The organism is Chryseobacterium taeanense (assembly GCF_900099685.1).
Classification (GTDB): Bacteria; Bacteroidota; Bacteroidia; order Flavobacteriales; family Weeksellaceae; genus Chryseobacterium; species Chryseobacterium taeanense.
On record NZ_FNDW01000006.1, the window covers coordinates 283,616 to 296,541 of the forward strand.

11 protein-coding genes are annotated in these 12,926 nt (G+C 35.5%); all 11 read left to right on the plus strand.

Annotated elements, in window-relative coordinates:
• The first annotated feature begins 67 nt into the window (after nucleotides 1–67).
• The 11 genes from BLR30_RS10890 to BLR30_RS10940 all read left to right on the plus strand — a co-directional run bounded on the left by BLR30_RS10890 (nucleotide 68) and on the right by BLR30_RS10940 (nucleotide 12,246).
• Entirely contained in the window at nucleotides 68–1,195 is a 1,128-nt protein-coding gene (locus BLR30_RS10890; protein WP_089858341.1) for a glycosyltransferase family 4 protein, read from the plus strand.
• 28 nt (nucleotides 1,196–1,223) lie between these two features.
• Nucleotides 1,224–2,099 (plus strand): polysaccharide biosynthesis/export family protein, encoded by an 876-nt coding sequence (locus tag BLR30_RS10895; RefSeq protein WP_089858273.1) that lies wholly within the window; start codon nucleotides 1,224–1,226, stop codon nucleotides 2,097–2,099.
• A 4-nt stretch (nucleotides 2,100–2,103) separates the two neighbouring features.
• Nucleotides 2,104–4,593 (plus strand): exopolysaccharide transport family protein, encoded by a 2,490-nt coding sequence (locus BLR30_RS10900; protein ID WP_089858276.1) that lies wholly within the window; start codon nucleotides 2,104–2,106, stop codon nucleotides 4,591–4,593.
• A 213-nt stretch (nucleotides 4,594–4,806) separates the two neighbouring features.
• Complete coding sequence (gene porG / locus BLR30_RS10905; protein WP_089858279.1) at nucleotides 4,807–5,700, plus strand: type IX secretion system protein PorG; 894 nt, start codon at nucleotides 4,807–4,809, stop codon at nucleotides 5,698–5,700.
• A 1-nt stretch (nucleotide 5,701) separates the two neighbouring features.
• Nucleotides 5,702–6,451, plus strand: coding sequence for an isoprenyl transferase (locus BLR30_RS10910; RefSeq protein WP_089858282.1), 750 nt, complete (start codon nucleotides 5,702–5,704; stop codon nucleotides 6,449–6,451).
• Between the two features lie 28 nt (nucleotides 6,452–6,479).
• A complete protein-coding gene (gene bamA, locus BLR30_RS10915) occupies nucleotides 6,480–9,017 on the plus strand; it encodes an outer membrane protein assembly factor BamA (RefSeq protein WP_089858285.1) in 2,538 nt (845 codons plus the stop codon).
• A gap of 8 nt (nucleotides 9,018–9,025) precedes the next feature.
• Nucleotides 9,026–9,571, plus strand: coding sequence for an OmpH/Skp family outer membrane protein (locus BLR30_RS10920; RefSeq protein WP_089858344.1), 546 nt, complete (start codon nucleotides 9,026–9,028; stop codon nucleotides 9,569–9,571).
• A 62-nt stretch (nucleotides 9,572–9,633) separates the two neighbouring features.
• Complete coding sequence (locus tag BLR30_RS10925) at nucleotides 9,634–10,137, plus strand: OmpH/Skp family outer membrane protein (RefSeq protein ID WP_089858288.1); 504 nt, start codon at nucleotides 9,634–9,636, stop codon at nucleotides 10,135–10,137.
• Nucleotides 10,138–10,207: 70 nt separating this feature from the next.
• On the plus strand, nucleotides 10,208–10,693 hold the full coding sequence (locus tag BLR30_RS10930) for an acyl-CoA thioesterase (protein WP_089858291.1): 486 nt from the start codon (nucleotides 10,208–10,210) through the stop codon (nucleotides 10,691–10,693).
• A complete protein-coding gene (gene rfbD / locus BLR30_RS10935; RefSeq protein WP_089858294.1) occupies nucleotides 10,693–11,559 on the plus strand; it encodes a dTDP-4-dehydrorhamnose reductase in 867 nt (288 codons plus the stop codon). Before BLR30_RS10930 ends, rfbD begins: the two co-directional genes overlap by 1 nt.
• A gap of 3 nt (nucleotides 11,560–11,562) precedes the next feature.
• Complete coding sequence (locus BLR30_RS10940) at nucleotides 11,563–12,246, plus strand: hypothetical protein (RefSeq protein ID WP_089858297.1); 684 nt, start codon at nucleotides 11,563–11,565, stop codon at nucleotides 12,244–12,246.
• Nucleotides 12,247–12,926: the final 680 nt, after the last annotated feature.

Below are 12,926 nucleotides of genomic sequence, written 5' to 3' on the forward strand. Positions count from 1 at the left end.
GAAGTAAAAATAACACATATTTATTCCGAATTTCTTCATGAGAAGCAGTGCTTTAAATGAAAAAAAGATGAAAAATTTTGAATTGTTCCTAAACCAGACAGGTCTCCCTATATTTTGTATCAAGATAATACTGGGGTTTTTATTTTCTTTTTTAATCACATTTTTTTCCATACCTACCATTATCAAAATTTCCAGAAGGAAAAATCTGATGGATGAGCCGGGAATCAGAAGTTCTCATTTGCGGAAAATCGCTAATCTGGGAGGAATTGCTATTTTCTATTCGATAGGAATCTGCGCACCTATTTTTGCTTACGAACTTTTTGATCTTTATAAATTCCTGTTTGCTTCTCTGGTTATTCTGCTGTATGTAGGCGTGATGGATGATATCGTGGTGATGAGAGCCTACAAAAAACTCGTGGCACAGGTTGTTGTTTCTATACTTATTGTTATCGGTTCAGATATCAGGATAAGAAATCTTTTCGGTATTTTCGGAATCTATGAGATTGAATATTTCGTGAGTGTTATTTTTAGCATAATTACCTTTATTATTCTTATCAATGCTTTTAATCTTATCGACGGTATCGACGGACTTGCTGGAGGTTATTCTTTTATATGCAGCGCACTGTTTGGGATTAGTTATTACCGTTTGGGAGAGTATAATTATCCCCTTGTGATTTTGTCAGTGATTATCATTGGAGCCGTTCTGGCTTTTTTATATTATAATCTTTCCAATTATCGCACAAATAAAATTTTCATGGGAGACACCGGCTCCATGCTGCTGGGATTTCTGCTGGCATTTACCTCAATATGCTTTATCGATATTTTTATAGATAAAAAACTTCCCGATGTTCCCAGGTATCATCTTCAGTCTGCCCCTGTTGTAGCTGTTGCTATTCTCATTCTGCCGATTGTAGATACTCTGAATGTGATTATCGTAAGAATACTCAACAAACGATCTCCGTTTGATGCGGATAAAAATCATATACACCACAAGCTTTTAAAGCTCAACCTTACTCACAGAAGATCATCTTTCTATATTATTATGTATTATCTTTTTGTGGTAAGTGTAGCTTATTTTCTCAGACACATGAACGTCAATATTCTATTGCTCGTAATCTTATCTTTAGGCTTTTTAGGAGCTTATATTCCGGATTTTATTTATGTTTTTAAAAATATTAAAAACACTAAAGATTAAATCTCTACTTTTGCATTAATTTACAAATATGATGAAAAAATACAAGTATTTATTTTATTTAATGTTGCCCTTTGTGATGACATCCTGCATTACAACAAAAGATGTCAGATATATGCAACCCAACGAAAGCCTTGTCATCAATGAAGAAGGTCTTGTTCCATACAATATTCCTGTTTACAGGATTACCAGAAATGATATTTTAAATCTTAATATCGTTACCACTCCCAAAGGAGATGCTGCTCAGTTTTATTCTTCTCTGAATACTTCCGGATCTGCCGTGACCGCAGGAGCAGGTAATTCTTCGCCCGCATTAAGCCGCAGTAACGGAATCGGTGGAGGATCAGGGGCAGGAGGAAATGCTGTTTTTTATTTTAACGGATTGAAAGTAGATTCCAACGGAGATATTAATGTATTCGGTATAGGATATATTAAAGCTGAAGGGAGGACAATTGATGAGGTTGCTCAGGAAATACAGACCAAGGTTAATGAAAATTTTCAGGAAGGAAAATCTGAAGTAAGGCTGAATACCGACGGGATCACCTACTATCTGATAGGAGACGTAGAAACGACCGGACTTACCGGGGAAAAGGTAGCCCACAAAAATACCCTCAATATCTCCGAAGCGATTGCTATCAACGGAGGACTAAACAGGACTATTGATAAAAAAAATATTGTTATTCACAGAAAACTTCCTGAAGGAATTAAAATAGCGAAGATCGATCTCACGAGAGAAGATGTAATGAATTCACCTTACTATTACGTACAGAACGGAGACGAAATCTATCTGAATACAAGATCAAAAAGCCTGAATGGCTTAGGAAAAGATCCTATTCAGACACTTACAACAGGAGTCTCTGTTATTACGACAGCTTTATCAATTTATCTTCTTCTTAAAAATCTATAAAATCATGATCCCCGGAAAAGATACAACTACAGAGAAAACAAATTCTCAGAAGGAGAAATACGGTTCTTTCGCACTGTTTGATATTGAACATTTTTTAAGAAGAATCCTCAAAAACTGGTATTGGTTCGTAATAATGATTTTTATTGGATATTCAGTATCATGGATATACAGTAAATACTATGCGCAGAGTATTTACGCCTCTAATTTGTCGTTAAGCATTTCTAATGGTACAGCGAGCTATTTTACCCCGAGCCAGTCTGTCAACCTTATCTGGAATAATGGAGGAAATCAGGATGGTGTTTATTTGAAAAAGATGCTTTTATCAAGAACCCATAACGAATTTTTAGTGAAAGAGCTTGCCCTTTATGTGAATTATTCCACAAAAGGAGCAATAAAATCAACATATCTGGACAAAGATGATGTTCCCGTACTTATAGAAATAGATAAGAAGCATCTTCAGCAGGTTGATTATCCTTTTACTTTGGTTCCTAAAGGAAATGACAGGTATGAAGTGGTGCAGCCGGAAGACGGGCATACAATTAATCTGTACAGTTATGAAACGGAAGGTTTTTCAATGGTGGATCAATATGAAAGACCTGTCAATAAAATAATTTCGATAGGAGAGTGGTACACTTCCCCGAATTTTAGGTTCAGGCTGGTGAAAAATCCGATTGTTCCTAAAATCAGGCTCGAAAATATCATTGTTAGGCTAAATACGGTGAATAAATCAGTAAATGATATTGTTTCTACCATATCGGTCGACTTTGATAAAGAAATTAATACCATTATGATTATTACCAAAACAGGTTATAATCTCAACGGAACGGTTAATTTTCTTAATACATCAGTTAGTCAGCTACAGAAAAAAAGACAGGCTGACAAACTGATAGTAGACAAAAATACAGAGGCTTATCTTCAGGAAAGTTTAGACAAAATAAGAAAGAAATTGGATTCTAGTGCCAATGTTCTGAATGATATGAAAACGAATGAAAAGCTTTACGATATTAAAGACAGAGACGAAAAATCTCTCAACGAAATTAAAGATCTGGAGGCTAAAAAAGCAGACCTGGAAAGTAAAATCAGTTCATTAAATCAAATAAAACAATCACTTGCCACTCAGAATTTCGATAAGATGATAAGCACCAGTGCGGCAGGATTTCAGGATGGAGCCTTTACCGCATCAGTTTCAGAGTTAAAAGCTTTGTATCTGAAAAAGCGTGAAATGGCATTGATTTATACGCCAAACTCTGAACCGATGATTGAAATCAATAAATTGATTAATGAAGCCAGAATGAATTCCGGTGGAGTATTGACGAATTATTACGCTCAGTATTATAAAGACATTCAGAAGATCAATGAAAAAGTTTCGGAAGCCAATTCTGATCTTGATGCCTATCCGGAAAAACAGAGAAAATATCTGGATGCCGAAAGAGGATATAATATGATTGAGGCTACTTACAATAGTCTGCTTACCAGACAAAATGAAACCCAAATGAAAATGGCTGCCAATCAGTCGGATATTACGGTAATTGACCCTGCTAAAAATCTTGGGCAGGCAGCGATAGGTCCGAATGTGAAAGTAGTGAAAATAACGATTATGGGCGGCTTGCTTGTTATTCCTTTACTCTTCATCCTGATCGGCGAAGTACTTGATACAAAGATCAGAAACATTAAAGAATTGCTGAATGCTACTCGTATCCCGCTTCTCGGCGTAATAGGAAATAATAATAATGAAAATATGCTCACGGTTCTTGAGCAGCCGAAGTCTTCTGTTTCTGAGGCTTTTAGAGGGATACGTGCTAATATAAGATTTCTCTCTGGAGAGAATGACGGAAGCAAGATCATTCTTGTAACATCCTCCATCGGAGGAGAAGGAAAGACCTACGTTTCTATCAATCTCGCTTCTGTTCTGGGGCTGAGTGATAAAAAAACAATTCTTTTGGGGATGGATCTCAGAAAGCCAAAAATTTTCGGAGATTTCAGAATTGATAACAAATTCGGGATCTCAAATTACCTTACAGGAGAAGTGGAAATGGAGCAGATTATCAATAAGACGAGAATCCCGAATCTTGATGTTGCCACTTCGGGGCCAATTCCGCCAAATCCTTCCGAACTTTTAATGAGTGAAAGAAATATCAAATTTCTAGAAGATCTTAAAAAACTATATGATTTTATCATTATCGATTCTCCACCGGTAGGGCTGGTGGCAGATTCTTATGAATTGATGAAATATTCAGATGCCAATATTTACGTTGTGCGCCATGAGTACACAGAGAAATATATGCTGAAGATGATTACGGAAAAGTATCATAAAGGAGAAGCGGAAAATCTTGGAATAGTATATAATGATTATGTCAGTAAACAAGGCTACGGCTATGGTTATGGGTACGGTTACGGCTATGGATATGGCTATTTTGATGAGGATAAAAATTATAAAGAACCGTTGCTAATAAGAATTAGAAATAAAGTACGGGAAATATTCAATAAAAAATAATACTTTTAAGCCCTCATTTAATGGGGGTTTATTATGTGATAATTCTGTTGATTCTATTAAAAAAAGAATAATTTGACGAGTTTATCGTTTACTTTATAACAAATTATGTTTTTTTGTTTATTTTTAACTAAACATTAAGATTATCATTAATATAAAAAAGTTTTATATTTGCAAAAATTAAATTTTAAAATAACCATAAATCCATATTCTTTTATGAATAGAAAATTATTATTTAGCTTCCTTGCCGCTCTAGGAACTGTGGTAAGTGTTAAAGCTCAAAGAAACGAACTTGGAGTTCGTCTAGGTATGAGTAACCTAGTTGGGGATATAGGGAGAACGAATTATATTTTACAAAAGCCATTGGATTTAAGTAAAGCTTCGGATTGGGGAGTTCCGTTTTATGGTGGTATTTTATATAGATTTAATTTTAACCCCCATCAGACTGTAAGATTGGATCTCGGATACAATCAGATACAGTTCAGTGATAAAGTGGCAAAAGAGGAATACAGAAAGAATAGAAATTCCTTCGGAAAAAATAATGTGTATGAAGCAAGTCTTGTTTTTGAATATAATTTCTTCCCAGTGAATAACGAGCAGAAAAGTATGGTAAGTCCATATATTTTCGGAGGGGTTGGTGCTTTGATGTTTGATGCGCCGAAGGCTACCTTCATTAATGATTTCAAAAGAGATGCTGATGGTGTGGCACTGGCTCCGACCAACGAGCTGGACTTTACAACAACACCAGTGTACTCCACAGGAACAAAAACTACAATGAACATCCCTTTTGGAGTAGGTTTGAAGTATAAATTTAATTATAACTGGGCAATTTTTGCAGAAGCAACCTTCAGATATACCCTTACAGATCAGTTGGATTACAGCAAGGTTCTTAGCAAAGATGTGGTATCTACTTATAATGCAGATATCTTAAGTCCGGTTACAGGAGGTTCTCTACTTCAGACAGATGCATACTACATTGTGTCGAAAGAAAGAGAAGCTGTTTTGTTGGGACAAAGAAATATTGGAGATGGTAAGTCTAAAGACTGGATGAATACAATAAGTCTCGGTTTGACTTATTCGTTCGGAAGACCTCCATGTTATTGTGATTAATATGTCGTTGATAAAAGATAAAATAGATCCTGATAATTTACCAAAACATGTTGCGGTTATCATGGACGGTAATGGGAGATGGGCAAAATCGCGTGGCGAAGAAAGAACTTTCGGTCACAGGAATGCTATTAATGCAGTAAGAAATGCTATTAATGCATGCAATGAGACAGGTATTCCGTACCTCACGCTCTATACCTTTTCTTCCGAAAACTGGAATCGCCCTGCAGAAGAAGTAAATACCTTAATGAATTTACTTGTTGAGACTTTATTGCTGGAAGCAGAAGAGATATTCAGTAAGGGGTTAAGAATGCACGTGATTGGTGATCTGAGTAAATTGCCGCCACTCGTAAGAGATCAGCTTAATAGTGTGATTGAGCTTACAAAAGAAAATACAAAAGGTAATTTGGTACTGGCCATAAGCTATGGCTCACAAAACGAAATACTGAATGCTGTAAAAAATATAAGTACAGATGTGAAAGAAGGGAAGATAAATGCAGAGGATATTGATGAAAAATTATTCGAAAATTATCTTTATACTAAAAATTTCCCGCCAGTTGACCTTTTGATAAGAACTAGCGGTGAGATCAGAATCAGTAATTTCCTCCTTTGGCAGATCGCCTATGCAGAACTGCAGTTTTTAGATGTTCTGTGGCCGGACTTTACAAAAGATATTTTCTTTCAATGTATCGTTGATTATCAAAACAAAGAAAGAAGATTCGGAAAGACCGGTGAACAAGTAAAAATCCAGTAAAATTTAAGAAAAGAAAGACTACGATAAAATGAAGTTTAGACTATTACCCATCATTATGTTTGTTGCTTCAGCACATTTTTATGGACAGGTAACGCCACAGGACAGCACAAAAGTGAGCAATTCTGTACAGACAGAAAACCAGGCAGGAACATACACACTGAAAGACATCGTTGTAGATGGGGTTAAAAAATATACTCCCGCTCAGATTCTGAGATTTACAGGATTAGCGAAAGGTGAAACAGTAGACATTCCCGGGCAGAAAATCAGTAACGCCGTAAAAAAACTTTGGGATACTCAGTCTTTTTCTGAGGTAGAAGTTTATGTTCAAAGTATTGAGGGCGAAACAATCATCCTTAAATTCTACTTACAGGATCTGAAAGACCTTGGTGAAGTTAAATTTACAGGGAAAGGTATAGGAAAATCCAAAAACGAAAAAATGGCTAAAGATAACAATCTGAAGCCGGGAACTAAAATTACGCAGAACTTAATTGCAAGTCTTAAAACGAATGTTCCTAAAGATTTTGTTAAAAAAGGTTTTGCCGATGCTAAAATCACCATTCAGGAGAAAGTAAATGCAGGTGACCCAAATCTTGTAGACTGGACCATCAATGTTGATAAAGGAAAAAGGATCAAGATCGATCATATCGAATTTGAAGGAAATAAGGCTGTTACTGACAGAAAGCTTAGAAAAAAAGCATTCAAAGAAACAAAGCAGAAAAGGTTTGGAATCGGTGGTATTTTGAAATCTTCAAAATTCATTGAAGACAAATATCAGGAAGACAAACAGAATTTAATCAGCTACTACAATTCTTTGGGATACAGAGATGCAAAGATTATTTCAGATTCTGTATGGAGAAACAAAAGAAATAACTATGAGATCAATGTAAAGCTTAATGAAGGAAAGCAGTATTATATCGGAGATATTACGTTCACCGGAAATACAGTGTATCCTACAGATTACTTGCAAAGACTTTTAGGATATAAAAAAGGAGACATCTACGATGCAGTAGGTTTCAACAAAAAAGTAGGTGAAGATGGTGGTAAAGAAGACGATTCTGATATCAAATCTGTTTACATGAACAATGGTTACCTTTTCTCAAATGTAACCCCTGTTGAAAAATCGGTGGACGGAGATAGGATAAATCTGGAAATCCGGATCAATGAAGGTGAAAAAGCAACCTGGAACAGAGTGACATGGGAAGGGAATACAACAACGCATGACCATGTAATTTTAAGAGCTTTAAGAACAAAGCCAGGAAATCTTTTTGCCAAAAGTGATATTAAAAGAACATATTTTGATTTGGCCGGAATGCAATTCTTTGATCCTCAGCAGGTAGGACAGGATATTCAGCCAAATCAGCAGGATAATACGGTAGATATCAAATGGAAGCTGGTTGAAAAAGGATCATCACAGGTTCAGTTGCAGGCAGGTTACGGAGGTAACAGCTTTATCGGAACTTTAGGATTGACGTTCAATAATTTCTCTTTGAAGAACTTCCTTAAATTTAAAGATTTTAAACCTGTACCACAAGGTGATGGTCAGACATTATCGCTTCAGGCACAGGCAGGACAATATTTCCAGAATTACGGAATTTCATTCACTGAACCTTGGTTATTCGGAACAAGAGCTACGGCACTTTCTGTGAGTCTCAATAACTCAAGAGTAAAATACTCTGATGTTTACGGAAATGCTCAGAAATTAAATATTTTCTCAGCTTCAGTGGGGTTAAACAGATTGCTGAGATGGCCGGATGATTATTTCTCATTGTACACAGGACTTCAGTTCCAGAAATACGATTTCAAAAACTATCCTTTCGATTTCGGAGGAGTTACAGAAAATTATGGTACGGCAAACAACTTTAGTATAAATTTAGGATTGAGCAGAAACTCCGCGGGAATTGACCCGATTTTCCCGACAGTAGGTTCAAACCTTGATTTTTCAGTAAAATTCACTCCGCCATATTCATTGTTCAGTAATAAAGATTATTCTACAATGAGTCCTACGGAAAAATATAAGTGGATGGAATTCTACAAAGTAAAGTTCAAAGCCGATGTCTACAACGAAATCGTTGGAAAACTTGTGCTAAGATCTTCTGCGGAAATGGGTTTCATGGACGGGTACAACAAAGAGCTTGGTGCTCCGCCATTTGAAAGATTTTATGTAGGAGGAACAGGGCTTTTCGGAGGGCGTTATGATGGTAGAGAGCTGATTCCATTAAGAGGTTATGAAAATGCTTCTACCTATGGAGGAACTTCTGAAGATATTACCCCAACAGGTGGAGGTACTATTTATAACAGATTTACGTTAGAATTAAGATACCCGATTTCATTGAACCAAACCGCAAAAATTTATGCGCTCACGTTCGCTGAAGGAGGTAATGTTTGGAATTCGTGGGGAAGTTACAATCCGTTCCAGCTGAAAAGATCCGTTGGTGTAGGTGTAAGAGTATATATGGGAGCATTCGGATTGATCGGGTTCGATTTCGCTTACGGATTTGATAAACCTATTGGCTCTTCAGACCCTTCCGGATGGAAGACACACTTCCTGATGAACCAATCTTTATAATTCATTATATGAAAAATTTTAGAATTGTTTTCACGTTCATATTATTTTTGCTTTTCGGTTTCAGCAATGCACAGAAAGTGGGTGTTGTCGATACAGAATATATCTTAAATAAAATGCCTCAGTACAAAGAGGCAGAGGCAAGGCTGAATGCGCAGATTGACACTTGGCAGTCAGAACTTCAGAACCTGCAGTCCGAATATGAACGAAAAAGGTCTGCCTTTGAAAACGAAAAAGTACTTTTAATTGGAGACCAGCTGAAGCTCAGAGAAAAAGAAGTAATGGATCTGGAAAAAAATATTAAAACTACTACAAGTTTACGTTTTGGAGCTACCGGTGAAATAAAAAAACTGAGAACAAATCTTGTTCAGCCTTTTCAGGATCAGATCTGGGGAGCAATTAAAACAATGGCGGAAAAAAACGGAATAGGCATTGTACTTGATAAAACAAGTAATAATGTACTCTTTCTTCAGAAACGATTCGATTACTCAGATAAAGTATTGGATATTTTATTAAAAGATACTGATAAAAAAGAAAAAACTAAAACCAGAAAATAAAAGTTTAACTTTTATTAAATTTACAGATCTAAAAAACAAATTAAATTATTTATTTACCAATTATGAAAAAATTAAGTGTATTATTTGCAGCGGTAATGATGGTTGTATCGGTAGGTATGGCAAAAGCTCAAAAAATTGCAACTTTAGACGTTATAGGTGTTCTTAATGCAATGCCTGAAAAGAAAAAAGCAGATACCGATCTAAAAGCTTTCTTAGATGCAAAACAAGCAGAAATCAAGAAAAAAGCAGATGCAGGACAAGCGAAGTTAAAGCAATATACAGAAGAAGCTCCTAAAAAAACAGCAGAAGAAAACAAAGCCAGAGAAGCTGAATTAGGAAAAATGCAGGAAGAAATCCAGCAGATGAACGAAAAAGCTCAGAAAGATTTTGCTGCTAAGCAGGAAGCTGCATACGAACCTATTGAGAAAAAGCTAAACGATGCTGTTTCTAAAGTTGCCAAAGCAAACGGATATGAGTATGTGATGGATGCAAATTCTTCTGCGTTCTTATTCAGATCAGGACCGGATGCTACTCCAGCAGTAAAAAAAGAATTAGGTATTCAGTAATTTTTTAGAAATAAAAAAACATTTATAAAATAACCATCTCTCATCGGGGTGGTTTTTTTATTTTTGCACCATGGAAAAAGAAGTATCAACCACGGTAAAGGTGCGGTTTAGTGATTGTGATCCGATTGGTCATTTGAATAATGTGAAATATCTGGATTATATGTTCAATGCCAGAGAAGATCACGTAGAAACATTTTATGGTTTTACGTATGAAGAATACACCAAACAGACCGGCTGTACTTGGATTGCGATTCAGAATGAGATAGCGTATATGAAAGAGGTGAGATACAACACTTCAGTAGTTATAAGTAGCAAAACTATAGATGTTCAGGATAGAACGGCAAAGGTGGAAATTCTTATGAAAAGCTTAGATGAAGAAATTGTTCATGCCGTATTGTGGGTCACCGTTATTTACTTTAATATTAAAACAAGAAAATCAGAAGTGCATCCGGAAGACATTAAAGAAACTTTCAACAAATTCTATGTAGATTTGGAGCAGAAAGATTTTCAGTCAAGAGTGAAATTTTTAAGATCACAGAACGCAAAAAAATCATAATGAAAAAAATATTAGTAATAGGAGGTAACGGACAACTTGGAAACTGTATCAGAAAAATAGCTCCCGACTTTGAATTGGATTACGAGTTTATTTTTACAGATTCTAAAATGCTTGATATTACAGACGAAGATCAGGTAAATACTTATTTTTACGATAACAAACCAGATTTTTGCATTAATGCGTCAGCATTTACAGCGGTAGATCTTGCGGAAACTGAGAAAGATAAAGCTTTTGCTGTTAATGCATATGGTGTGGCACATCTCGCGGAAGCTTGCAGAGAGCACAATGCTGTATTGATTCATGTATCTACAGATTATGTATTTGATGGGGAAACCAGTCTCTGCTATTCCGAAGACGATTTTACAAATCCGATCGGGGTGTATGGAGAATCGAAATTAAAAGGAGAAGAATTAGCTTTAGATTCAAATCCTAAAACAGTAATTCTCAGAACCTCCTGGCTGTATTCAGAATTCAACAAAAATTTTGTTAAAACCATGCTTAATCTCTTTTCACAAAAAGAAGAATTGGGAATTGTGGCCGATCAGTTTGGGCAGCCTACCAATGCCAATGATCTTGCAGCAGCCATCATGGAGATTATTAAAGCACCTCAGAAAAATTTTGGAATTTTTCATTTCTCAAACTATCCGGAAACTACGTGGTTTGAATTTGCTAAAAAAATAGCTGAGCTTTCAAAATCAAAAGTTAAATTGAATCCATTAACCACCGAGCAATATCCGACTCCGGCGAAAAGACCTAAGCGCAGTACAATGTGTCTCGATAAAATTGAGGAAGACTATAAAATAGAACCAAAGCATTGGGAAAACAGCCTGGAGGAATGTTTAGATATTCTTCAAAATAATATATAAATAATGAAAAAAATACTTATTGCAGCTTTTGTTTTCACGATACAATTTTTTATTGCACAAAATGTATATCTTACAAAAGTTGAAAAAACACATGAAAACAAAGACAAATTTCTGTATAAAATCAGTGAAGAAATAAAAAACGCTGAATATTTAGGTGAAATTGAAGTCCAGGGATTTTCCAAATACGACGCAGATATTTTTTCGTTAATATATAAGAAGGCAAAAGAAATAGGAGCCAATACATTTTCGTTAAAACCTTTCGAGGCTGTCGACGGCTCGCCGCAAAATTTTAATCCGTCAAACTACAGACTTGCTTTATATTATCTTCCGAAAGAAAAATTACAAAATCAGACTGGACATTTGTATTTGTTTGCTTCTTCCGGAAAAAATCAGAAGATTGCTGTAAACAAAGTTGATTATGTAATTTCGCCAAGATCTTACCTTGTTATAAAAACAACTCCTGAAGAAGTGTACACGATCTCCACAAAAAAACTTTTGGGCTCGGCCATTAAAATTCAGCCAAAGGAAAATAGTTCAAATCAATATTTTCAGATTTCAGCTACAAAAATCAAAGCCGATGAAACCGGAAAAGGTGGTTTAAATTTAAAAAGTGGAGACATCATTGGCCTGGAAAAATCCTACGCAGAATTTCTTAGTGTCATTTACAATAAACAAAAAGCAGAGTGAAAACTTTGCTTTTTCTGTTTAAGAAATTATCAAATTTTTCTTGTAGCTTTTTCCGGCTCTTTGCTTATACTCCTCGCGCCAAGCTTTCCCGTCTTGCTTCCGCTCGCTCTCCCGCTGCTGGCTAAGGCTTTCTTTCCATGCTGTGGGGTACCGCTACGATCCGGGCTAGGGTTTTTTGGTGTTTACTTTCGAGGATCATCTTTCAAAACAGATAGTGAGTTCTTAAAACATTTGATCTAAAAATCTTTCTTTTAGAACAAAAAGAAAAAAATAAAATCAGAATCTGCGTTCTCTGCACAATCAGCGAGAGAGTATAATATTTAAAGTTCATAAAAGAATAAAAATCGAAGCTTTTTTAAGCTATTGTGACCTTTTCATTTGTAGTTATAAACTTTAAACAAAAGTCTAAACGAGCTCCTGAAACACCAATATCCTCCGAGACTCCTCACTTTGAGCTTTAAAACCAAACATTAGTTTAAAATTATTGTATTTAATTTTCAGGAAGTTAAGATTAAATGTGAACGAAATGTAAATTTTCCCTTCAATAAATTAGGATTGTAATGTAATAAGTTTCTATTTTTGCCGCACTGAAAACGAGAGATAGTAGGTAGCGCAGAAGAGCTTTTAGATAAGCAAAAAAAGAATCTCATGTTTATTAAGGTTAAAATAACCAAAGTAAA

Excerpts from the sequence above, each read along its gene's own strand:
- BLR30_RS10890 (WP_089858341.1), top strand. The coding sequence starts at position 68 with ATGAAAAATTTTGAATTGTTCCTAAACCAGACAGGTCTCCCTATATTT.
- BLR30_RS10895 (WP_089858273.1), top strand. The coding sequence starts at position 1,224 with ATGATGAAAAAATACAAGTATTTATTTTATTTAATGTTGCCCTTTGTG.
- BLR30_RS10900 (WP_089858276.1), top strand. The coding sequence starts at position 2,104 with ATGATCCCCGGAAAAGATACAACTACAGAGAAAACAAATTCTCAGAAG.
- porG (WP_089858279.1), top strand. The coding sequence starts at position 4,807 with ATGAATAGAAAATTATTATTTAGCTTCCTTGCCGCTCTAGGAACTGTG.
- BLR30_RS10910 (WP_089858282.1), top strand. The coding sequence starts at position 5,702 with ATGTCGTTGATAAAAGATAAAATAGATCCTGATAATTTACCAAAACAT.
- bamA (WP_089858285.1), top strand. The coding sequence starts at position 6,480 with ATGAAGTTTAGACTATTACCCATCATTATGTTTGTTGCTTCAGCACAT.
- BLR30_RS10920 (WP_089858344.1), top strand. The coding sequence starts at position 9,026 with ATGAAAAATTTTAGAATTGTTTTCACGTTCATATTATTTTTGCTTTTC.
- BLR30_RS10925 (WP_089858288.1), top strand. The coding sequence starts at position 9,634 with ATGAAAAAATTAAGTGTATTATTTGCAGCGGTAATGATGGTTGTATCG.
- BLR30_RS10930 (WP_089858291.1), top strand. The coding sequence starts at position 10,208 with ATGGAAAAAGAAGTATCAACCACGGTAAAGGTGCGGTTTAGTGATTGT.
- rfbD (WP_089858294.1), top strand. The coding sequence starts at position 10,693 with ATGAAAAAAATATTAGTAATAGGAGGTAACGGACAACTTGGAAACTGT.
- BLR30_RS10940 (WP_089858297.1), top strand. The coding sequence starts at position 11,563 with ATGAAAAAAATACTTATTGCAGCTTTTGTTTTCACGATACAATTTTTT.